A 22,326-nucleotide genomic window follows, 5' to 3' on the forward strand; every position below is an offset into this window, starting at 1 on the left:
GCGTGCGTGTGCAACGCCACCCGTTCGGTCACGGGTGCCGGATCAGCGAAAGGGAGTGGCGCTTGCGTTCGGTGTGCGCGGCGGGGTGGGTGCCCGGCCCGGTCCGCCATTACACGCGATGCAGCCAGCCGAGCCAGTGTTCGAGGAATGGTGCGCGCGTCCACAGCGACTGCACGAGCCACAGCGTGCCGCCCCATGCAGCGGCGACGATGATCAGGTCGCAGTGTCCGCTGTTCCACAGATTCAGCGAGTGACGCCGCCAGATCCACGGCACGCCGAGCGGATTCGGCCAGTCCGCGAGCAGGTGCATCACGCCGCCGCACGCGAAGCCGAACAGCGGCGCGGCCCACAGCGGATGCGGATGATGCGTGAGCCCGTGCCAGCCGAGCGCGAGCAGCGCGATCCAGCCGATGCCCCAGTGCGTGACGGTGCGGTGCGTGATCCACAGGCGGCGCTTGCGGGTCCACCATGCGACTTCGAGCCAGTCGGGCGCGGTGCCGCCCGCGACGCCGGCCACGAACGCGGCGAGCAGGCCAGTGTGCCAGGGGCCGGTCGCGCCGGTTTGGGCGACGAGGACGGCGGCGGCGACGCCGGCCGCGAAGCCGGACGCGTGATGCGCATTGTGTGATGCCATAGGGAACGAGACGAACGAACGTGAAGCGGCGTGCGAGCGAAAGCCTGAACGCAGCGCGAAAGCGGGGCGCTATCTTCTCAGATCGGCCGGCACAGCGGGCGGCTCTGGCGCCGTTTTTTTGCATGGCCGGCATGAGGGGACCGCGGTTTGCAACTTTCGGATTTTTGCATTGCAACGAGGATCGGCCGCGCAGGAAATTTCGACCGATGAGCACGCCCGTTTCTACCGGGTAGGTGACCTCGCTGCCCACAATTTGCACGCGTGGATCGCGCGTGGCGTGTTCGACCCTTTTTGTCCCCCTATACTACGAAGCCGCAGGTGTCCGCCGGCGAGCCAGCGGATACGCGCGGATCGGGCGCCTTTCCCGCCTGAAGAAGATCCACATGGGGGACATGCAATGACTACGCTGAATCGCTTCAAAACATCCGCCGTCGTGCTCGCGACGGTGGCCGGCGTCGGTTTCCTGCCGAACGCGCCTGCCTATGCGAAGGGTCCGCAGCCGGCGGTCCTGACGAGTTCGGCAGTCGCGGTGGCCGACAAGTACAGCGCGGATGCCGCGGAGCGGATCTTCAAGGAAGGCGGCAACGCGATCGACGCGGCCGTCGCGATCGCGTTCACGCTTGCCGTCACGTATCCGGAGGCCGGCAACATCGGCGGCGGCGGCTTCATGACGATCTACAAGGACGGCAAGCCGTACTTCATCGACTACCGCGAGCGCGCGCCGCTCGCCGCGACGAAGGACATGTACCTCGACAAGGAGGGCAACGTCGTCAAGGGCATGAGTCTGTACGGCCCGCGCGCGGCCGGCGTGCCGGGCACGGTCGCGGGGATGTGGGAAGCGCAGAAGCGCTTCGGCAAGCTGAAATGGAAGCAGGTGCTCGCGCCGGCGATCCACTATGCGCGCGACGGCTTCATGGTCGACGAGCAACTGGCGCAGCGCGGCGTCGACGCGTCGAAGGAGTTCGGCGGCAAGACCAACTTCGACAAGTACTTCTCCGGAATGAAGGCGGGCACGAACTTCAAGCAGCCCGATCTCGCCGACGTGCTCACGCGGATCGCGAACGGCGGCGCGGAAGGTTTCTACAAGGGCAAGACGGCCGAGCTGATCGCGGCTTCGATGAAGACCGGCGACGGCAACGGGCTGATCACGACCGAGGATCTCGCGCAATACCGCGCGGTGTGGCGCCAGCCGGTGCAGGCGAAGTGGAACGGCTATGACGTGATCACCGCGCCGCCTCCGAGTTCGGGCGGCATCGGCCTCGTGCAGTTGCTGAAGATGAAGGCCGATCTGAAGAAGGACTTCGACGGCGTGGCGCTCAACTCGCCGCAGTACATCCATCTGGTCGCGGAAATCGAGAAGCGCGTGTTCGCCGATCGCGCGCAATACCTCGGCGATCCCGATTTCTACAAGGTGCCGATCGCGCAGCTCACCGCCGACTCGTACATCGCGAAGCGTGCGGCCGAGGTCAATCCGAAGGAGCCGTCGGACACGAAGAGCGTACAGCCGGGGCTCGGCACGTCGATGCCGGAGAAGGCCGAAACGACGCACTTCTCGGTCGTCGACAAGTGGGGCAACGCGGTATCGAACACGTACACAATCAACGGCTATTTCGGTTCGGGCGTGATCGCCGACGGCACCGGTATCGTGCTGAACGACGAGATGGACGACTTCTCCGCGAAGCCGGGCGTCGCGAACATGTTCGGCGTGGTCGGCAGCGATGCGAACGCGATCGAGCCGAAGAAGCGTCCGCTGTCGTCGATGTCGCCGACCATCATGACGAAGGACGGCAAGGTATCGCTCGTGATCGGCACGCCGGGCGGCTCGCGCATCTTCACGTCGATCTTCCAGGTGATCAACAACATCTACGACTTCAAGATGCCGTTGAAGGACGCGGTCGGCGCGATGCGTTTCCACCACCAGCTGCTGCCGCCGAACACGATCTTCTGGGAGCCGTACCATCCGATCGAAGGCGAGCTCGCGAAGCAGATCGAGGCGCGCGGCTACACGCTGAAGGGGCAGGACTTCAGCGGCGATATCCAGGTGATCAAGATCGACGGCAAGACGCCGGAGGCGATGGCCGATCCGCGCGGGCGCGGCGTCACGCGGATCATTCGCTGACGGGGCAGGTCGCCGGTGCGACCGCGTTGGTGGTTGTGCCGACGGCAATCGATGCCGGGCTTGTGCCCGGCATTTTTCATGGTGCCGGCGGGCGGCGCCCGTTTGGATCGCGTGGCGAGCGCCGGCGCGTGTCGCCTCACGGTCGACGTCGGCCGGTCGCCTAGCCGGTCGCCCCAGCCGCTCGCCCCCTTTTTCATCAATTTGACGCGCGACGCTGGGATAATGGCGGAGTATGGCTGCGTCAATTGAAGCAAGGAGGCCCCATGGAAGATAACGATACCCGCACCGAGACCGACGACCTCACCGATATGGCATCGGGCGAGTCGCGCCGGCACCATTTCGAGGAAGACCTCGTCGACGCGTACGACGAAGAACTCGAAATGGAGCTTGACGACCGCCGTTTCGATAGCGGCGAGGATCTGCTGTTCTCGCCGGAGCGCCGCGAAGCGCGCAAGCAGTATTTCCGCGAGCTGTTCCGGCTGCAGGGCGAACTCGTGAAGCTGCAGGACTGGGTCGTGAGCACCGGGCACCGCCTCGTCGTGATTTTCGAGGGGCGCGACGCGGCAGGCAAGGGCGGCGCGATCAAGCGCATCACGCAGCGCCTGAACCCGCGCGTGTGCCGCGTGGCGGCGCTGCCCGCGCCGAACAACCGCGAGCGCACGCAATGGTATTTCCAGCGCTATGTCGCGCATCTGCCGGCCGGCGGCGAAATCGTGCTGTTCGATCGCAGCTGGTACAACCGCGCGGGCGTCGAGCGCGTGATGAATTTCTGTACCGACGACGAGTACGAGGAATTTTTCCGTTCCGTACCCGAATTCGAGAAGATGCTGGCGCGTAGCGGCATCCAGATCGTCAAGTACTGGTTCTCGATCACCGATCGCGAGCAGGAAGTGCGCTTCCAGAACCGGATCCAGGATCCGCTGAAGCAGTGGAAGCTGAGCCCGATGGACCTGGAGAGCCGCCGCCGCTGGGAAGCCTATACGGCCGCCAAGGAAGAAATGCTGCAGCGCACGCATATCCCCGAAGCCCCGTGGTGGGTCGTGCAGGCGGTCGACAAGAAGCGCGCGCGCCTGAACTGCATCAGCCATCTGCTGACCCAGGTGCCGTATCACGAGGTGCCGCGCCCGACGATCGATCTGCCGCAGCGCGAGCATCACGAGGACTACATTCGTCGTCCGGTGCCGGACAGCATGATCGTCCCGGACGTTTATTGAGCGGTTCAGGTCGGCTGGACCGACCGCCGGGGCGCGCCGTGCAACGCGGCGCGCGTTATTCCCGGATCAGGAACGCGGCACGGTCGCGGCCGGCGATCCACGCGGGTTCGCGACCGCGGCCGCTCCACGTGGCGCCCGTCGCCGGATCGCGATATTTCGCGCCGATCGTGAACAGCTTCGCGCGATCGCTGTAGCCCTGCCCGAAAATTTCCCGCGCGGTCAGCGCATAGTCCTTCACAAGCTGGCGCACCTGCACCAGTGCCGCATCGCGTTCGCGGCGACGTGCCGTCTGGATGCGTCGATCGAGTTCCGCGAGTTGGGCTTGCAGTTCTTGCAGTTGCATGCGTCCGATATCCCCTGGCTGAATTCTGATTGTCGGCGACGCGCGAGGTGCGGCGTGCCCCATGCCCGGCCAGCCGTTTGCGCAACGCCGTACCGGGAATGCAGGGAGATTAAATTTGGGTGCGCGGTTTTTCTATGGGACTTATCTGAATTTTGGCGGGGATCGTCATGAAGCGGGGGGCGCGGCCGGCAGCGCGTCACAGGTCAGGAAAGCCCGAACGCCCCTGCGTCAGGTCGAACAGCTCGGCTTTCGCCGCCCCTTCGGCCGTTTCCGGCAGCTTGATCACGAGCTTCACCGTCATCCCGTACGCACTGTCCGCCAGTTCATAACCCGCCTGCTCGATCCAGCGGCGCACGCGCGCTTCGTCCGGATAGCCGATTTCGATCGCGAACCGCGTGTGGCGAATGCGTTCGACGCGCTCGGCGTCGAGCAGCGCGGAGGCGATCGCGTCCGTATAGGCGCGCACCAGGCCGCCTGCGCCGAGCTTCACGCCGCCGTAATAGCGGACGACCGCGCCGAGCACGCCGTCGAGATCGTGATGGCGCAGCACCTCGAGGATCGGCCGGCCGGCGGTGCCCGAGGGCTCGCCGTCGTCCGACATGCCGGACTGGCCGCCGGCGAGCAGCGCCCAGCAGACGTGGGTGGCCGCGGGGTGCGCGTCACGCAGGCGCTGCAGCGCCTGCATCGCGGCGTCGCGGTCGTCGACGGGGATCGCATGTGCGATGAAGCGGCTCTTGCGGATTTCGAGCTCGCGGGTGTATTCGGTGGCGAGCGAATAACTCATTGAACGGGAAAAGGGGATTCGGAATCGCGCCCATTATGAGCCATTTGGGTGCAGGATCGGTACAAAGTACGTGGGACGACGGATTGTCGGGATAACCGACGATGCACAACTTTCCGGCAAATTAATAAATAGTTAAATAATGGAGAAGTCGCACGCTGTAACGTTGATCTTTTGTAACAGTCCTGTTACAGTTCCGCCGCACCGGGATGCCGGTCACTCGGCATGGAAAGCGGAGCGCAACGGCCCGATACGCGGCGGCGCTATATAAAAACACTCAAGAGAAGTCACCTCAACGAGAACAACAATGGCCGATTTGCATTGGACCATGCCAATCGCCAGATGGACGTCGATTTCGACCGCGGGGGTGCCGGGCGTCGAAGCCCTCGATCCGATGGTGCGTCGCCGCTTGAGCCGGCTGTCGCGTCTCGCGCTTCAGGCTGCGTATGATTGCGCCGGAGCGGAAAATCCGTTGCGGATGGTATTCGCGTCGCGCCATGGCGAACTGACGCGCACCACCGGCATTCTCTCCGACATCGGCGCCGCGGAACCCGTCTCTCCGACGGCCTTCAGTCTTTCCGTTCTCAATGCGGTCACGGGCATATTCGGGATCGCAAGGCGCGACCGATCGCCCGCGACCGCGATCGCGGCCGGCCATGAAACCCTCGGCTACGCGTTGCTCGAAGCATTTTCCCAATACGACACGTCGCCGGCATCGCCGGTGTTGCTCGTCCATGCGCACGAGCCGGCCGACGCTGTATACGGCGATATCGACGACGACCCGGAGAGTGTCGGGCTTGCCGTGCTGCTTGGCGCCGATGAGCCTGTCGGCTATCTGAGCTGCGAAATGGCGGTCGACGGCGCGAGCGACACGCATGTTGCCGACGACGCGGCGAATACGCAAAGCGCGGCGGTGCTGCGCTGCCTGTCGGCGCGCACGACGGCGTCATGGCGTGGCGAACACGCATTCTGGCGATGGAGCTGGCATGATCGCGCGGCTTGACTACGGCTGGCGCCTGTTCGCGACCGGCATGAGCCTGGCATTCTTTGCGTTTTGCGGATCGGTGTTCTCGGTGCTGGCGATCGTCGTCGGCGCGCTGTGGCCGCATCGGCGCTCGCGCCAGCGTTGCGTGACGCTCGTGATCCACCATTTCTTCCGCGTGCTGGTCGCGCTGCTGCAGCGCATGGGCGTGATGAAGCTCGAGTTGAGCGGCGTCGAGCGTCTCGCCAACGGCGGCCCCGCAATCGTCGTCGCCAATCATCCGACCTGGCTCGACGTCATGGTGCTGCTGTCGCTGACGCCGAAGGCCTGCTGCGTGGTCAAGCGCGGCCACTGGGGCAACCCGTGTTTCTGGGGCATCGTCCGTGCAGCCGAATACGTGAGCAATGCCGATGCCGTCGGTCTCGTCGAGGCCGGGGCACGGCAACTGGCGGCGGGCTACACGATGATCGTCTTCCCCGAAGGCACGCGCAGCCCCGGTGACAATCGTCTGCATGCGTTCTCGCGCGGCTTCGCGCATATGGCGCTACAGTCGCGCAGCCGGATCCAGCCGGTGCTGATCGATTGCGATCCGCCGGTATTCACCAAGACCCTGCAGTGGTATCACGTGCCGTCTCGTGCGTTTCGCATGCGCATCGACGTGCTGGAGCCGATGGATCCGAACCGGCTGGCGTCGGACGTGACGTCGCCGTCGATTGCCGCTCGCAGTATTGCCCGCGAGGTGGAAGGGCATATTACTCAAAGCCTGTTTCAGCATGGATACTTTAAAACTGCAAATTAAGCAGCTTCTGATCGAGATGCTCGATCTCAGCGACATGACGGTGGACGATATCGATGACGATGCGCCGCTGTTCTCGACCGACGGAATCGGCCTCGATTCCGTCGATGCGCTCGAAGTCGGCATCATGCTGCGCAAGAAGTTTCAATTGACGATCGCCGCGAACGACGAGCGTACGAAAGCGCATTTTCGGTCGATCAACACACTGGCGGCATTCATTGCCGAGCAGCAGTCGCATCAGGCATCGCAAGAAGCCGTGCTGGAAAAGGGGAGTCACTCGTGACCGACGCAGAAATCCTGGAGCGCATCCGCGCCATTTTTCACGAGAATTTCGCGATCGAGCCGGAGCGCGTGACACCTGAAACGCACCTGTTCGAAGAGCTCGACCTGGACAGCATCGACGCGGTCGATCTGGCCATCAAGCTTCAGGAAATGACGGGCAAGCGCATCAAGCCCGAGGAATTCAAGTCGGTGCGCACCGTCGGCGATGTCATCGCCGCGGTTCACGCGTTGCTCGCGCGCGCATGACGATGGCGATGACGGGCACGCGGGCGACGACCGGCACCGGCTTGCCACGCTGGGCAAGCGTGGCGGCCAGGGCGGTGCTGTTTGTCGCGTATCCGCTCGTCATCCTGTTTGCGTGGCAAAGCATGTCGCCGCGCTACGTCGGTTGCCTGCTCTTCGCATTGCTGTGGCTTCAGCGCACGGTCGGCAAGGGCACGCTCACGAAGGCGCTGCGGCGGCTCACGACGCTCGACTGGTGCGTGGCCGGTGCATTGACCGCGTTGTCCGTCGCGATTGCCGTGACGGACAGCGAACGTCTTCTTCATCTCTATCCTGCATGTGTGAGTGCCGGCTTGCTGGTCGCGTTCGGCGCGACGCTGCGGCGCGGTCCGACGATGATCGAAAAATTCGCACGATCGACCTATCCCGAGCCGAGTCCGGAAATCGTCCGCTACACGCGGCGCGTCACACAGGTGTGGTGCGTATTCTTCATCGTGAACGGCGGCTTTTCGGTCTACACGGCGTTGTACTGGAGCCGTGCATCATGGGCCCTTTACAACGGCTTCGTCGCGTACCTGCTGATCGGTGCGTTGCTTGCGGGCGAGTGGCTGTGGCGCAGCGTTGTCATCGCTCCCAGACGAAAGCGCACGGGTGTCGCATGATCGCGCTGCACGAGATGCTGTGTGCCGCGGCGGATAGCGAAACGACAGTCTGCCGCGACGGCGCCGACGCGCTGACGCTCGGCGATTGGCGTGCGCGCGTGGACGCCATTGCACGGACGCTCGACGCGAGCGGCGCGCGACGGGTCGCGATCTGCACGGACGATCCGTACGACTTCGCGTGCGCGTTCTTCGCGGTCGCGGCGGTGCAGGGCGAAATCGTGATTCCGGCCAGCAACGCGCCCGGCTATCTCGGCGATCTGGCCCATGCATACGACCTGGTGCTGGATGCGCCGGCATTGGCCGCGTGCGGGCACGGCACGGAGCGCGAACCTGCCATCTCCGTCCGCCCAATTGACGCGACGGCCCCAGTGACGCTCTATACGTCCGGCAGCAGCGGCATCGCGAAGCCGGTGCGGAAGTCGCTCGCGCAGCTCGATGCCGAAGTGCGCACGCTGCAGCGCGAATGGGCCGACCGGATCGGCGCGGCAGTGACGCTGTCGAGCGTGCCGCATCACCACATCTACGGACTGCTGTTCAGGATCCTGTGGCCGTTGGCGGCGGGCCGCGCGTTCGACCGGGCAGCGGTGCTCGAGCCGTTGCAACTGCAGCAGCGGCTTGTCGAATACGGCGGCGGTGTCGTGGTCTCGACGCCGTCACAACTGATGCGCTGGCCCGCGTTGTCCGGTTTTCCGATGCAAGCGCCCGCGCCGTGCGCGTTCTTCTCGTCGGGCGGCCCGCTGCCGGCCGATGCGGCAGCGGCCTATGCGAACGCGTTCGGCGCGGCGCCGCTCGAGATCTTCGGCAGCACCGAAACCGGCGGTATCGCGTGGCGGCGTCAGGACGTCTCGCACGCATGGCAGCCGTTGAAGGGCGTTGACGTGCGCTGCGACGACGAAGGCGTACTGTGCGTTCGCTCCGCGCATCTCGGCCACGATCGCTGGCACCGCACCGACGACACCGCGCGATTCGACGCGCTGGGCCGCTTCGCGCTCGCGGGACGGCGCGATCGCGTGATCAAGCTCGACGGCAAGCGCGTGTCGTTGCCGGAGCTCGAGACGCGGATACTCGCGCACGAGTATGTCGAGCAGGCGGCCGCGGTGGTCGTCGACGGCGCGACGCGGCCACACGTGGGCGTCGTCGCGGTGTTGAGCGCGGCGGGGCGGGACGCGCTGGCGGAGCACGGGCGGATTGCCGTCGCCACGACGTTGCGGCATGCGCTCGGCGCCTATTTCGACGCGGCCGCCTTGCCGCGCTACTGGCGATTCCGCCACGCGATGCCGTTCGATGTGCGCGGGAAGCTGCCCGCTGCCGCGCTGGCGGCGGCCTTTACGGCCACGCCGGAGGGCTTCGAGCTGCTCGCGTCGTGGCGCAGCGACGACGCGTTGCATTACGAGCTGCGCGTGCCGCCCACGCTCGCGCATTTCGACGGGCATTTTCCCGGGCTGCCCATCCTGCCCGGGGTCGTGCAGATCGACTGGGCCGCACGCCTTGCCGGCCGCGAGATGCCGGCCGTGCGGGAAATCCGTTCGATCGAACACCTGAAGTTCAAGGCACCCGTGCCGCCCGGCGCCGTGCTGGCGCTGCGTCTCGCGCATGATCCGGTACGCGGCCACACGCGCTTCGCGTTCCGGTGCGGCGGCCGGGAATGCACGTCGGGCGTGCTGGTATACGGCGCGGCGGCGGCATGAGCGACACCTGCATCGTCATCCCGATCTACAACCATCGCGATGCGATCGGGGGCACGCTGGCGCGCCTGGTCGTGCACGGCCTGCCGATTCTGGTAGTCGACGATGGCAGCGATGAGCCGACCCGGCGGGTGCTCGCCACGCTTGCCGCGCAGTATGCCGATTCCGTGACGTTGCTGCGGTTGCCCGTCAACGGTGGAAAGGGTGCGGCCGTCATGGCCGGCATGCGTGCCGCGCGCGCACGGGGATACCGGCATGCGATCCAGATCGATGCCGATGGCCAGCACGATGCCGACGACGTGCCGAAGTTCGTCGCGGCCGCCCAGGCCGAGCCGGACGCCGTGATTCTCGGGCGGCCACGTTTCGACGACAGCGTACCGAAGGCGCGTCTGTACGGCCGCTATCTCACGCACGTGTGGGTATGGATCGAAACGCTGTCGCTGGACATTCCCGATGCGATGTGCGGGTTTCGTCTGTATCCGGTCGATGCCGTCTGCGAACTGATCGACACGGTATCGATGCCGACGCGGATGGCTTTCGACAGCGAGATCCTGGTCAGGCTGCACTGGCGAGGCCTGGCGTTCAGGACGATCGCGACGCGCGTCGTCTACCCGGCCGACGGCGTGTCGCATTTCGACGTCTGGCGCGACAACGTGCGCATCAGCGCGAGCCACACGCGGCTCGTCGCCGGGATGCTCGTGCGCGCGCCGATGCTGCTGACGCGCCGGCTCATCGGTCGGCGCGCCGCGCCGCCGACGGCGCGCACGCGCGCATGGTGGCGCATGCCGGAACGCGGCAGCCGGATCGGCATGGCGTTGCTGGCCCTGAGCTGCCGCTGGTTCGGCAAGGATTTCACGTCGCTCTGGCTGCATCCGATCGTCGGCTATTTCGTGCTGACGAACCGCACGGCGCGCACCGCGTCGCATGCGTACATCGCGCGCCTGCGCGACGCGCAAGCGGCGGCCGTGCCGAAGCCGGGATGGCGCAGTGCGTATCGGCACATGCTTGCCTTTGCGCAGGCGGGATTCGATAAGTTCGTCGCATGGTCCGGCCGTCTCGACGAACTCGACGTGCGCTTCGACGATTCATCTGCATTCGATGCGCTCGCCGCGAGCGGGCGCGGTGCGCTCGTGATCGGCGCGCATCTGGGCAACCTCGAGATGACACGCGCGCTTGCGCTGCGCGATGCGCACACGAAGGTGACGGCGATCGTCTATACCGAACACGCGAAGCGCTTTACGGGTGTGCTGGCCGGCGCGAACCAGGCATTCGGCAAGCAACTCGTCGAGGTATCGGACTTCGGGCCGGATACGGCGATGATGATGCAGTCGCGGATCGATGCGGGCGAGCTGCTCGTGATCGTCGGCGACCGCGTGCCGCCGCATGATTCGGGGAAAACGGTCGACGCCCGTTTTCTCGACGCGCAGGCCCCGTTCGCGCAGGGCCCGTACATCCTCGCCCATGCGCTTGGCTGTCCGGTCTACCTGTTCTTCTGCCTGAAGGAGCAGCGCGGCTACCGGCTCTATTTCGAGTCGTTCGCAGACCGAATCGAACTGCCGCGCCGCGAGCGCGCGAGTCACGTCGCGCAATGGGCGCAGCGCTATGCCGCGCGGCTCGAACACTATTGCCGCAAGGCTCCCTATCAATGGTTCAACTTCTTCGATTTCTGGGCGCGGCCCGATGGAGGTCCGCGTGGCCGAGCATGACATGAAGAACGTCCCGGCCACCGCCGCGGCGCACGCGAGCCGGCCGGCCGTCGTGATCGGCGACCGGCATCTGACGATCGAGGACGTCGTCGCGATCGCCCGCGATGGTGCGCCTGTCGCGCTGAATGCGGCGAGCGCGTGGCGCTCGCGGATCGAGCGCGGCGCAACCTGGCTGCGCGACTATCTCGCGAACGGCGGCACGCTGTACGGTGTCACGACCGGATATGGCGACGCGTGCGTGGTCGAGGTGCCGCCGTCGCTCGTCGAAGCGCTGCCGCTGCAACTGACCCGTTATCACGGATGCGGGATGGGCGACTGGTTCGACGCGACGCAGACGTTGTCCATCATCGTCGCGCGGCTCAATTCGCTCGCGTTCGGTTACTCGGGCGTGCGGTTCACGTTGCTGGAGCGGCTGGCCGATCTGGTGAATCACCGCATCCTGCCGCGCATTCCATCGGAAGGCTCGGTCGGCGCGAGCGGCGACCTGACACCGCTGTCCTACGTCGCCGCGGCGCTGGTCGGCGAGCGCACCGTATCGTTCGCCGGCGACGAGCGCGACGCGCGGGACGTATGGCGCGCGATCGATCGCGCGCCGCTCACGCTTGCGCCGAAGGAAGGGCTGGCGCTGATGAACGGCACGGCGGTCATGACGGGGCTGGCCTGCCTCGCGTTTGCGCGTGCCGAGCACCTGACGTCGATGGCTGCCCGCCTGACGGCGTTGACGACGGTCGCGCTCGACGGACGGGCCGGGCACTTCGATGCGCGCTTGTTCGACGCGAAGCCGCATGCGGGGCAGGGCGAGGCGGCCGCATGGATACGCGCCGACCTGGCCGGGCGCGACGAATCGCCGGGCCGGCGCTTGCAGGATCGCTATTCGGTCCGGTGCGCGCCGCACGTGATCGGCGTGGCGCGCGACGCGTTGTCGTGGATGCGTCGCGATATCGAGAACGAACTGAACAGCGCGAACGACAATCCGCTGATCGATCCGGACGAAGGGTGCGTGCTGCACGGCGGCAATTTCTACGGCGGCCATATCGCATTCGCGATGGATGCGCTGAAGACCGCTGTGGCGAACCTCGCGGATCTGATGGATCGCCAGCTCGCGCTGCTAGTCGACGACAAGTTCAGCAACGGACTGCCGCGCAACCTGACGGGGGCGACCGGAGAACGTGCCGCGATCAACCACGGGTTCAAGGCCGTGCAGATCTCGTCGTCCGCATGGACGGCGGAGGCGCTGAAGCACACGATGCCGGCGAGCGTGTTCTCGCGCTCGACGGAGTCGCACAACCAGGACAAGGTCAGCATGGGAACGATCGCCGCACGCGATTGCCTGCGCGTGCTGGCGCTGACCGAGCAGGTCGCCGCGGCGCACGTGCTTGCGACCGTGCAGGCCGTCCGTCTGCGGCTGCGCGACGACCCGCGCACGCAGCTTTCGCCCGCGCTGCGCGCGTTCATCGACGATGTGGGTCGCCACTCGCCGCTGGTGGTCGAGGACCGGCCGCTCGAAGCGGAGCTGCGCGCGTTGACCGCGCGCCTGGCAGCCTGCGAGCCGATTGGCGAGCCGATCGGCGGATCGTTCGGCGCATGCCGGCGCGGGGAGGCGGCATGAACGAGAACCGTCCGCCGCTCACCGCGACCGCACGCGTCGAGGTGCTGTTCCACGATGTCGACGCAATGAACGTCTGCTGGCACGGGCATTACCTGAAGTACTTCGAAAGCAGCCGCGCCGCACTGCTGCGGATGATCGACTACGACTATCCGGCGATGCTGGCGTCGGGCTATGTGTGGCCCGTGGTGGAGGCGCATCTGAAATACGTTCGCCCGGCCCATTACAGCCAGCAGCTCGACGTGCGCGCGACGCTCCTCGAATTCGAGAACCGGCTGAAGATCGGTTACGAAATCGTCGACGCTGCCTCCGGCGAGCGTTTGACGAAGGGCTATACGGTGCAACTTGCGATCGATGCGACGACGCGCGAACTGCAGTTCGTGTCGCCGCCTGCCTTGATCGAAAGGGTGCGTGCGCAATGGGCCTGACGCTGCGCTACCGACGGTTTGCGGCGACGATGCTCGGCGCATGGATGATGCTCGCCGGCGGCGAGCTGGCGGCCGCTCCGACGCCGGCCGCGGCCGCAGCGGCGGCCCGGCCGGCGAACGCCGCGCTCGTTGCCGATGTCGCGGCGCGGCTGGCAAGAGTGGGTGCGATTCGCTCGGATTTTCGGCAGACACAGACGCTGTCGGCGATGAAGCAGCCGCTCGTCAGCACGGGATCGATGTTGTTCGATCGCAGGTCGGGCGTCGTCTGGCGCATCGACACACCGTACAAGGCCACTTATGTGATTACCGACGGCGGCATGCGTGAGGTCGGGGCGGACGGACGCCTCGTCGCGCCGGGCGGCGGTGGCCGCGGCGTCGCGCAAGTGTCGCGCATGATGCGCGACGTGCTCGGCGGCGACCTGTCGGCGCTGTATGCGCAATTCGACGTCGAAGCGAGCGGCACGCCGGAACGGTGGCGGATGGTGTTGCGGCCGAACCAGCCGCAGCTCGCACAGGCGATCCGCGTGCTCGAAATGAGCGGCGGTGCCTATCTCGGCAAGCTCGACATGACGTTTGCGAACGGCAACGTGACCGTGCTCGAGTTCGTGCGGCCGACGCCGGTCGATGCGCCCGCGCCCATCGAGCGCGGTTGGCTGGAGGCACGATGATGAATACGGCGCGCGACGCGATCGACGCATCGGGCGACCGCGGCCGGCGGCGCGTGCTGTGCGCCGCATGGCTGACCGTCGCGCTGGTTGCGATCGCGTTCATCGTGTGGCGCTTCAGCGGGCCCGCACCATTGCAGACGAATCTGCTTGCATTGCTGCCGGCCACCGAAGCGAATCCGGTTGCCGAACGAGCCGTCGACGTGCTCGGCGATGTGCTCGGCAATCGCACCGTCTATCTGGTCACCGATCGGGACGCCGACCGTGCGAAGTCCGCCGCGAAGCAGTTTGGCGCGCGGCTCGCGGCGAGCGGGGCATTTCGTTCGGTGACGGTCGAAGTGCCGCCGTTCGACCTGTCGCAGATCGCGGCGACCTACCTGCCGGCCCGTTTCGGTCTACTGACGGACGCGGATCGCCGGTCGCTCGAACAAGGTGACGCCGCGCTCGGCGAACGCCTTGTCCGGCGGCTCTACGCGCCGCCCGTCGACGGTCTGCAGACTGCGGTGGCAGACGATCCGTTTGGCTGGCTGCAGCACTGGCTCGGCGAGCTGCCGCTCGCGGCATCGAACCTGTCGCTCGAAGACGGCGTGCTGGTGTCGCATCGCGCCGGTGCCACTGGCGTGCTCGTGATGACGTCGCTGGCAGGGTCGGCCTATGAATCCGGTGTCCAGCACGCGGTGCGCGTCGCGACTGCCGATGCGGAACGCGCCCTCGCGGCCGACTTTCGCGGCGTTCGCGTCGACCGGGCCGGCGCCGTGTTCTATGCGGAAGCGGCGCGCGCCAGTGCCGAGCGCGACGTGCACGTGATCGGCGCGGTGTCGCTGGCCGGCATCGCGCTGCTGCTGATGAGCGTGTTCCGGTCGCCGCGCCTGCTGGTGCTCGCGTTTGCGTCGACGGCATTCGGCATCGTGTGCGCGCTGGCCGCGACGCTGTTGGTATTCGGCAAGCTGCACCTGCTGACGCTGGTGTTCGGCGTGAGCCTGATCGGCGAGGCCGTCGACTATTCGATCCAGTATTTCGTCGCATACCTTTCCGCCGGGCGGCAATGGGATGCGCGGCGCGGCGCGGCGGCGGTCAGGCCGGCACTCGCGGTGGCGCTGGCGACCAGCCTGCTGGGTTACGCGATCCTGATGTGGGTGCCGTTTCCGGCACTCAAGCAGATCGCATGCTTTGCGATCGTCGGGATCCTCAGCGCGTTCGCGGCGGTTACCGGCTTTTTGCCGCTGATGCTGATTCAGCCGCCCCGCAGCGCGCCGTCTCGCGTATTCTCCTGCGCGGCTCGCCTGCTGAGCGGCTGGCAGTCGCTGCTGGCAGGGCGGCGCGCGGTGGCCGCCGCCGTGCTGGTCGCGCTGGTTGCGATTCCGGGGTGGGTCGTCCTGAAGAGCGACGACGACATTCATCTGCTGATCCAGCGGGATGCGGGCCTCGCTCGACAGGAAAGCAACATCCGCGCGGCGGTCGGACTGGCAAACACCGCGCAGTTCTTCGTCGTCCAGGGCGCGTCTCAGGAAGAGGTGCTCGAGCGTTCCGAGGCGCTGCTCGGGGCGCTCGATCAGCAGCGGGTCGGCCGCGTCCAGTCGATCGCGACGTTCGTGCCGTCGGCGAAGCAGCAGGCACGCAATCGCGCGGTGCTGGGCACGCACGTGTTCGCCGATGCCGCCGCACTGCGTGCGACGCTGGCGCATGCGGGCTTCCGCGACGAGGTCGCCGACGCGTGGCTTCGCGCGTATTCCGTCGATGCGCCGGCGACGCTGTCCGTCGATACGTGGCTGGCGGCCCGCTGGTCGGCCCCGTTCAGGCATCTGTGGCTCGGGCGGGTCGACGGCGCCACCGGCCCCGTCGATGCGGCACTGGCGATTCCGGAACGGGTCGACGCGGCGAATGCAGCGACGTTCGCGGCGCTGGCGCGCACGCTGCCGGGCGTGTCGTGGGTCGACAAGGCCGCGAGCGTGTCGAGCCTGTTCGGCGCCTATCGGGTCGACAGCGGCCTGTGGCTGGCCGGGGCGCTGATCGTGGTCGCCGCGCTGCTGATGTGGCGATACGGCATGCGCGGCGGTATCGCGACGACGTTGCCGGTCGTGTTCGCCATCGCGTTGACGCTCGCGGCGTTCGGCTATGCGGGCGTCCCGCTCACGCTGTTCAATTGGCTCGCGCTGATGCTGGTGCTCGGCGTGGGCGCCAACTACGCGGTGTTCCTCCGGGAAGGCTGCATGCGGGACGCGGCCGGTCTCGGCGCCGTATGGACCGGCGTGCTGCTGTCGGCGGCCACGACGTTGCTGTCGTTCGGGATGCTCGGCGCGAGCGCGATGCCCGCGTTGCGCAGCTTCGGCACGACCCTCGCGATGGGCATCGTTTTTTCGGTGCTGTTCGCGCCGCTCGCCACGCCGTCCACGAAGGAGGGGCGCGCATGAATGCCAGACTGACGCCGGTCTACCTGTCCGCGCCCGGCATGATCAACGCGCTCGGCGCAACCACCGACGAAATCGTCGACGCATTGCACGCCGGCGTCGCGCCGGGCATGGCGCCGCGTACCGATGGCGTTGCCGGCGGCTGGATCGGGAGCGTGCGTGCCGCGCTCGACGTCGCGCCGCCCACCTCGCTCGCGCATTTCGACTGCAGGAACAACCGGCTGTTGCTTGCCGCGCTGGCGCAGATCGGACCCTTCGTCGACGCGGCGATCGCGCGTTACGGTCCGCGCCGGATCGGTGTCGTGATCGGAACGAGCACGTCCGGCATCCAGGCGGCGGAGCACGCGCTTGCGCAGCGTGCCGCGACGGGCACGATGCCTGCCGCGTTCGATTATCGACAGATGGAAATCGGCACGGCGGCGCCGTTCGTGCGCGCGGTGCTGGGTGTGGCCGGGCCGGCCTATACGTTGTCGACCGCATGCACATCGAGTGCCAAGGCGTTCGCGGCCGCGCGCCGCCTGCTGCGGCTGAAGCTGTGCGACGCGGTCGTCGTCGGCGGCGCGGATTCGCTGTGCGAGCTGACGCTGCAGGGCTTCGCGTCGCTCGAATCCGTCAGCCCGGGTCGGACCAACCCGATGAGCCGAAACCGGAACGGCATCACTATCGGCGAAGGCGCCGCGCTGTTCGTGATGAGTCGCGATGAAGCGGCGGTCCGGCTGGCCGGTGTCGGCGAGTCGAGCGATGCGCACCACATCTCGGCGCCGGATCCGGCGGGCTGCGGCGCGGAGGACGCGCTGCGCGCCGCGCTCGCGGACGCCGGCGTCGCATCGTCCGCTGTCGGCTACGTGAACCTGCACGCGACGGCGACGCGGCTGAACGACGAGATGGAAGCGAACGTGATGGCACGGGTTTTTCCGCACGGCGTACCGGCGAGCGGGACCAAGCCGCTGACAGGACACATGCTCGGCGCGGCGGGCGCGACCGAGCTTGGATTCGGCTGGCTGACGCTGGCGCGCGGGATCGCGCTGCCGACGCACGTCTGGGACGGCGAGCGCGACCCGGCGCTGCCGGGGCTCGACCTGGTCGACCGCGAGCATCGTCTGGCCGGCGCTGCAACAGGACGCTACGTGATGAGCAATTCGTTCGCATTCGGCGGCAGCAATGCCAGCCTGATTCTGGGAGGCTGACATGGATGCCGCACCATTGATCGACGCGCTGCATGGCGGCGCGGATATTCCCGTCGGCGACGTGCGGGACGTGTTGCCGCATCGCGGCACGATGCTGCTGCTCGACGCGATCGAGCGCTGCTCGGAAACCGGCATCGAGGTCAGCGCGCTCGCGCGTCGCGATGCGTGGTATGTCGACGGCAATGGCGCGATGCCGGCGTGGATCGGCATCGAGCTGATGGCACAGGCGATCGCCGCGCATGTCGGCCTGCTCGCCGCGCACGCGGGCGGCCGCGCGAAACCGGGCGTGTTGCTCGGGGCCAACCGCTATCTCGCGCATCGCACGGCGTTCGGCGCCGACACGACGCTGCGCATCGTCGCGCGGGAACTGCTGCGCGGCGACGAGGGGCATGGCGCGTACGAATGCGCGATTCATGCCGACGGCGAGTGTTGCGCGGAAGCCGTCGTCAAGGTGTACCAACCAAACGATTTTCAATCCTTTATCGAGGGGAGCTTCAATTCATGACTCGGCGAGTTCTCGTGACAGGGGCGAGTCGCGGCATCGGCCGCGCCGTGGCGCTGCGCGCGGCGTCCGACGGTTTCGCCGTGACCGTGCATTGCCGCACCGGCCGCGACGACGCGGAAGCGGTGGCCGCGACGATTCGCTCGCAGGGCGGCACGGCAAGCGTGCTGCAGTTCGACGTGCGCGACCGTGCGGCGTGCCGGCAGCAACTGGAGGCCGATGTCGAAGCGAACGGCGCGTACTACGGGATCGTCTGCTGCGCGGGCGTGACGCGGGATGGCGCGTTTCCGGCGCTGTCCGAAGAGGACTGGGACATCGTGATCGAAACCGGGCTGGACGCCTTCTACAACGTCGTGCATCCGCTGACCATGCCGATGGTGCGCCTGCGCGGCGGCGGCCGCATCGTGACGATCGCGTCCGTGTCGGGCGTGATGGGCAATCGCGGCCAGGTCAATTACAGCGCCGCGAAGGCCGGGCTGATCGGCGCGACCAAGGCGCTGGCGATCGAGCTGGCGTCGCGCAAGATCACCGTCAATTGCGTGGCGCCCGGGCTGGTCGACACCGGCATGCTCGACGAGGTGCCGCTGGAACACGCTTTGAAGACCGTGCCGATGGGCCGCGTCGGCCAGCCCGACGAGGTCGCGGCGGTGGTCGGTTTCCTGATGTCGGATGCGGCGAGCTACGTCACCCGGCAAGTGATCGGCGTCAACGGCGGGATGGTGTGATGAAGCGCGTGGTCGTGACGGGAATGGGCGGTGTGACCGCGTTTGGTCAACGCTGGACGGAGATCGAAGCGCGCTTGCGCGACGGGCGCAACGCGGTGCGGCGCATGCCGGAATGGGACTGCTTCGAGGCGCTGCATACGCGGCTTGCGTGTCCGTTGCCGGCGTTCGAGCTGCCACCCACGTATCCGCGCAAGAAGACGCGTTCGATGGGGCCGGTGTCGATGTACGCGGTGCGCGCGAGCGAACTGGCGCTGGAGGATGCGGGGTTGTCCGACGATGCATCGATCCGTGACGGCCGGATGGGCGTCGCGTACGGATCGTCGTCTGGATCGGTCGAACCGATCCGGGCATTCGGCACGATGCTCGAAACGGGCTCGATGCGCGACGTCACGTCGAACAGCTACGTGCAGATGATGCCGCATACCACGGCCGTCAACGTCAGCCTGTTCTGGGATCTGAAAGGCCGGATCGTGCCGACGTCGTCCGCATGCGCGTCCGGCAGCCAGGCGATCGGCTACGCGTACGAAGCGATTGCGACGGGCAAGCAAGCGCTGATGCTGGCGGGCGGCGCGGAAGAATTGTCGGGCCCGGCGGTGGCCGTGTTCGATACCCTGTACGCAACCAGTACGCGCAACGATGCCGCGCACCTGACGCCACGCCCGTTCGACGCCGATCGCGACGGTCTGGTAGTCGGCGAGGGCGCGGCGACGCTGGTGCTCGAGGAGTACGAGCACGCGCTCGCGCGCGGTGCAACGATCCATGCGGAGATCGTCGGCTTCGGCTGCAACTCCGACGGCGCGCACATTACCCAGCCGACCGCCGAGACGATGGCGGTCGCCATGCGTCTCGCGCTGAGCGATGCGACGCTCGACGCAGACGCGATCGGCTACGTGAACGCGCACGGTACGTCGACCGATCGCGGCGACGTAGCGGAGAGTCATGCGACGGCGTCGGTGTTCGGCGAACGCATGCCGATCAGTTCGCTGAAAAGCTATGTGGGTCACACGCTCGGCGCGTGCGGCGCACTCGAGGCATGGTGGACGATCGAAATGATGAAGCGCAACTGGTATGCGCCGACGCTCAATCTCACCAAGGTCGATCCGGCGTGCGCGCCGCTCGACTACATCATCGGCGACGCACGCCGGATCGATGCGGAATTCGTGATGAGCAACAACTTCGCGTTCGGCGGGATCAACACGTCGTTGATCTTCCGCCGGATCGGCGCATGACGGCGGGCGGTAGCGCGGCGACGCGCGTCGTGGTCACGGGGCTCGGCATCGTGTCGTGCCTCGGCAATTCGCTGGCCGAAGTATCGGACGCGTTGCGCACCGGCCGCTCTGGCGTGAGCCGCGTCGACGCGTGGCGCGAGCGCGGTTTCCGCAGTCAGGTCGCCGGGGTCGCGAGCGTCGCGTCGGCGGCGCGATTCGCGCGCAAGCACGAGCGCTTCATGGGCGACACCGCGCGTTTCGCCGCGCACGCGGCCGCGTCGGCACTCGACGATGCAGGGCTCGACGCCGGGATGCTGCGTTCGCCGCGCGCGGGCGCGATCATCGGGTCGGGCATCGGATCGATCGCCGACTACGACGACGCGATGGAGATCGCGCGGCATCGCGGTATCGAGAAGACGCCGCCTTATGTCGTGCCGAAAGCGATGAGCAGCACGGCGTCGGCATGCGTCGCGCAATTGTTCGGCATCGAAGGCGTGTCGTACTCGCCGTCGTCCGCCTGCACGAGCGCGGCGCTGGCGATCGGGCAGGCGGCGCACTGGATTCGCTCCGGATACCAGGACATCGTGCTGGCCGGCGGGAGCGAGGCACTGCACGACAACATGACGCTGATGTTCGACGCGATGGGTGCGTTGTCGAGCGGTTTCAACGATACGCCGGAGCGCGCGTCGCGCCCGTATGCGCTCGGCCGCGACGGCTTCGTGATCGCGTCCGGCGCGGGCATTCTCGTGCTCGAATCGCTCGAGCATGCGCGTGCGCGCGGCGCGCGAATTTACGCGGAAATCAGCGGGTTCGGCCAAGCCACGGACAACGCCGGCATGGCGGCGCCTCATGCACCGGGGATCGCACGCGCGATGCGTGGCGCGCTTGACGGCAGCGGGCGGCGTCCGGACTACGTCAACACACATGCGCCGTCGACGCCACTCGGCGACACCGAGGAACTCGAGGCGCTGCGCGACGTATTCGGTGGCGACGTGCCGGCATTCTCGTCGACGAAAGGACTGACGGGGCATCCGCTCGGCGCGAGCGGTGCGCATGAAGCGATCTACACGATCCTGATGATGCGCGACGGTTTTGTTGCGGGCACCGCGGTCGGCCTCGAGCCCGATCCGGCGGTCGCCGGCATGCCGCTCGTGCGTACCGTGCGCGAATGCTCGATCGAGCGCGCGCTGTCGGTGTCGTTCGGATTCGGCGGCAGCTGCGCAAGTGTGTTGTTGGACGCCTGGAAGGGCGATTGAAGTGAACTTACTGAGCTGAGAGGACGATAACAATGAAGCACAAAGGACATCTGGCCGGCATGTTGGTGGCCGCGTCGTTGCTGACGGGGTGCGGTACCGTGGTGCGTTCGCTGCCGCTGCCGGCGGCGGCAACGACGTCGGACACGAGCGGCGTCGCGATCTATTTCGGCACGCAGCCGCATCCGGACGTCAAGACCAGCATCGGTCCGCGTTCGGAATCGGTACGTGTGTCGCGCGGGACTCAAGCCGAACAGCCGACGTGCGACCAGGCGCTGGCCGAAGCGTTGAACCGTCTTCGCATCTACGCGAAGAATCATGGCGGGAATGCGGTCGTCAACGTGACGACGCGCTTTCATGAAAAGCGTTCCGAGTCGACGTCCGAATATACGTGCGGCGTGAGCGGCAGCGCCGGCGCGATCGCCGTTTCGGGCGACGTCGTGCAGCTGAACGCGCAATAACGGGAGCCCACGTGAAATATCGCATCGCACTGGCGCTGCTCGGCGCGACGTTCATCGCGTCGGCCGCGCACGCACGGGACACGATCCGAGACTATCCGATCGAGAACGCGTTGAAGAGCGAGGAAGGAAAGCTCGACGACGGCGTCGCGCTCTATTTCGGCGATCAGTCGCATCCTCGCGTGCTCAAGTCGTACGGCACGTTCGCGACGAACAAGAAGACCAACGCGTTCGGCAAGAGCGACGAGGCGGCGTGCCAGCATGTGTTCCTGTCGGCCGTCATCGAACTGCAGGCGCGCGCGCGAAAGGAAGGCGGCAATGCTGTCGTCGGCATCAAGAGCAATTACCGCAACGTGTTGCGCTCGAGCGCGACCGAGTTCACGTGCGGGGCCGGCGCGGTCGTGGCGGGTGCGGCGCTCACCGGCGAGATCGTGACGCTGAAGCGTTAGCCGGCGCGTGT

23 protein-coding genes are annotated in these 22,326 nt (G+C 67.0%); 20 read left to right on the forward strand and 3 right to left on the reverse strand.

Going from position 1 to position 22,326, the window contains the following annotated elements; genetic code table 11:
* Nucleotides 1–109: 109 nt before the first annotated feature.
* Nucleotides 110–634 carry a metal-dependent hydrolase gene (locus BAMB_RS18080; protein ID WP_011658612.1) on the reverse strand — a complete coding sequence of 175 codons (525 nt, stop codon included), beginning with the start codon at nt 632–634 and terminating at the stop codon, nt 110–112.
* A gap of 397 nt (nt 635–1,031) precedes the next feature.
* On the opposite strand from BAMB_RS18080, the gene ggt reads away from it, so the two are divergent.
* On the forward strand, nt 1,032–2,753 hold the full coding sequence (gene ggt / locus BAMB_RS18085) for a gamma-glutamyltransferase (protein WP_011658613.1): 1,722 nt from the start codon (nt 1,032–1,034) through the stop codon (nt 2,751–2,753).
* Between the two features lie 263 nt (nt 2,754–3,016).
* A complete protein-coding gene (gene ppk2 / locus BAMB_RS18090; RefSeq protein WP_011658614.1) occupies nt 3,017–3,967 on the forward strand; it encodes a polyphosphate kinase 2 in 951 nt (316 codons plus the stop codon).
* Nucleotides 3,968–4,022: 55 nt separating this feature from the next.
* Here ppk2 and BAMB_RS18095 read toward each other — a convergent pair whose 3' ends face one another.
* Together BAMB_RS18095 and BAMB_RS18100 are read right to left on the reverse strand one after the other, a co-directional pair.
* The gene (locus BAMB_RS18095; RefSeq protein WP_011658615.1) at nt 4,023–4,310 is read right to left on the reverse strand and encodes an H-NS histone family protein; all 288 of its coding nucleotides are present in this window, start codon (nt 4,308–4,310) and stop codon (nt 4,023–4,025) included.
* Nucleotides 4,311–4,506: 196 nt separating this feature from the next.
* Nucleotides 4,507–5,094, reverse strand: coding sequence for an IMPACT family protein (locus tag BAMB_RS18100; RefSeq protein ID WP_011658616.1), 588 nt, complete (start codon nt 5,092–5,094; stop codon nt 4,507–4,509).
* Nucleotides 5,095–5,398: 304 nt separating this feature from the next.
* On the opposite strand from BAMB_RS18100, the gene BAMB_RS18105 reads away from it, so the two are divergent.
* Genes BAMB_RS18105 through BAMB_RS18190 form a run of 18 tightly spaced genes read left to right on the forward strand, consistent with a single transcriptional unit; the run spans nt 5,399 to nt 22,315 of the window.
* Nucleotides 5,399–6,094, forward strand: coding sequence for a beta-ketoacyl synthase chain length factor (locus BAMB_RS18105; protein ID WP_011658617.1), 696 nt, complete (start codon nt 5,399–5,401; stop codon nt 6,092–6,094).
* On the forward strand, nt 6,078–6,872 hold the full coding sequence (locus BAMB_RS18110) for a lysophospholipid acyltransferase family protein (RefSeq protein ID WP_011658618.1): 795 nt from the start codon (nt 6,078–6,080) through the stop codon (nt 6,870–6,872). The genes BAMB_RS18105 and BAMB_RS18110 overlap by 17 nt, the downstream gene beginning before the upstream one ends.
* Complete coding sequence (locus BAMB_RS18115) at nt 6,847–7,152, forward strand: phosphopantetheine-binding protein (RefSeq protein WP_011658619.1); 306 nt, start codon at nt 6,847–6,849, stop codon at nt 7,150–7,152. Before BAMB_RS18110 ends, BAMB_RS18115 begins: the two co-directional genes overlap by 26 nt.
* Nucleotides 7,149–7,397 carry an acyl carrier protein gene (locus tag BAMB_RS18120; protein ID WP_011658620.1) on the forward strand — a complete coding sequence of 83 codons (249 nt, stop codon included), beginning with the start codon at nt 7,149–7,151 and terminating at the stop codon, nt 7,395–7,397. Before BAMB_RS18115 ends, BAMB_RS18120 begins: the two co-directional genes overlap by 4 nt.
* Nucleotides 7,394–8,035 carry a COG4648 family protein gene (locus BAMB_RS18125; RefSeq protein WP_011658621.1) on the forward strand — a complete coding sequence of 214 codons (642 nt, stop codon included), beginning with the start codon at nt 7,394–7,396 and terminating at the stop codon, nt 8,033–8,035. Before BAMB_RS18120 ends, BAMB_RS18125 begins: the two co-directional genes overlap by 4 nt.
* Nucleotides 8,032–9,723, forward strand: coding sequence for an ApeI family dehydratase (locus BAMB_RS18130; RefSeq protein ID WP_011658622.1), 1,692 nt, complete (start codon nt 8,032–8,034; stop codon nt 9,721–9,723). Before BAMB_RS18125 ends, BAMB_RS18130 begins: the two co-directional genes overlap by 4 nt.
* Nucleotides 9,720–11,426 (forward strand): glycosyltransferase family 2 protein, encoded by a 1,707-nt coding sequence (locus BAMB_RS18135; protein WP_011658623.1) that lies wholly within the window; start codon nt 9,720–9,722, stop codon nt 11,424–11,426. Before BAMB_RS18130 ends, BAMB_RS18135 begins: the two co-directional genes overlap by 4 nt.
* Nucleotides 11,413–13,035 carry an HAL/PAL/TAL family ammonia-lyase gene (locus BAMB_RS18140; protein WP_011658624.1) on the forward strand — a complete coding sequence of 541 codons (1,623 nt, stop codon included), beginning with the start codon at nt 11,413–11,415 and terminating at the stop codon, nt 13,033–13,035. Before BAMB_RS18135 ends, BAMB_RS18140 begins: the two co-directional genes overlap by 14 nt.
* Nucleotides 13,032–13,460, forward strand: coding sequence for an acyl-CoA thioesterase (locus BAMB_RS18145; RefSeq protein WP_011658625.1), 429 nt, complete (start codon nt 13,032–13,034; stop codon nt 13,458–13,460). Before BAMB_RS18140 ends, BAMB_RS18145 begins: the two co-directional genes overlap by 4 nt.
* Nucleotides 13,451–14,128, forward strand: coding sequence for a LolA family protein (locus BAMB_RS18150; protein WP_011658626.1), 678 nt, complete (start codon nt 13,451–13,453; stop codon nt 14,126–14,128). The genes BAMB_RS18145 and BAMB_RS18150 overlap by 10 nt, the downstream gene beginning before the upstream one ends.
* Nucleotides 14,125–16,536, forward strand: a complete 2,412-nt coding sequence (locus BAMB_RS18155) for an MMPL family transporter (RefSeq protein WP_011658627.1) — start codon at nt 14,125–14,127, stop codon at nt 16,534–16,536. Before BAMB_RS18150 ends, BAMB_RS18155 begins: the two co-directional genes overlap by 4 nt.
* Entirely contained in the window at nt 16,533–17,720 is a 1,188-nt protein-coding gene (locus BAMB_RS18160; protein WP_011658628.1) for a beta-ketoacyl-[acyl-carrier-protein] synthase family protein, read from the forward strand. The genes BAMB_RS18155 and BAMB_RS18160 overlap by 4 nt, the downstream gene beginning before the upstream one ends.
* Before the next feature lies 1 nt (nt 17,721).
* Entirely contained in the window at nt 17,722–18,225 is a 504-nt protein-coding gene (locus tag BAMB_RS18165; RefSeq protein WP_011658629.1) for a hotdog family protein, read from the forward strand.
* A complete protein-coding gene (locus tag BAMB_RS18170; RefSeq protein WP_011658630.1) occupies nt 18,222–18,947 on the forward strand; it encodes a 3-ketoacyl-ACP reductase FabG2 in 726 nt (241 codons plus the stop codon). The genes BAMB_RS18165 and BAMB_RS18170 overlap by 4 nt, the downstream gene beginning before the upstream one ends.
* On the forward strand, nt 18,947–20,176 hold the full coding sequence (locus BAMB_RS18175) for a beta-ketoacyl-ACP synthase (RefSeq protein WP_011658631.1): 1,230 nt from the start codon (nt 18,947–18,949) through the stop codon (nt 20,174–20,176). The genes BAMB_RS18170 and BAMB_RS18175 overlap by 1 nt, the downstream gene beginning before the upstream one ends.
* Complete coding sequence (locus tag BAMB_RS18180; protein WP_011658632.1) at nt 20,173–21,411, forward strand: beta-ketoacyl synthase N-terminal-like domain-containing protein; 1,239 nt, start codon at nt 20,173–20,175, stop codon at nt 21,409–21,411. The genes BAMB_RS18175 and BAMB_RS18180 overlap by 4 nt, the downstream gene beginning before the upstream one ends.
* A gap of 32 nt (nt 21,412–21,443) precedes the next feature.
* Nucleotides 21,444–21,869 (forward strand): hypothetical protein, encoded by a 426-nt coding sequence (locus BAMB_RS18185; RefSeq protein ID WP_011658633.1) that lies wholly within the window; start codon nt 21,444–21,446, stop codon nt 21,867–21,869.
* A gap of 11 nt (nt 21,870–21,880) precedes the next feature.
* Nucleotides 21,881–22,315, forward strand: coding sequence for an excinuclease ABC subunit A (locus BAMB_RS18190; protein ID WP_011658634.1), 435 nt, complete (start codon nt 21,881–21,883; stop codon nt 22,313–22,315).
* Nucleotides 22,316–22,326: the final 11 nt, after the last annotated feature.

The organism is Burkholderia ambifaria AMMD (genome assembly GCF_000203915.1).
Classification (GTDB): Bacteria; Pseudomonadota; Gammaproteobacteria; order Burkholderiales; family Burkholderiaceae; genus Burkholderia; species Burkholderia ambifaria.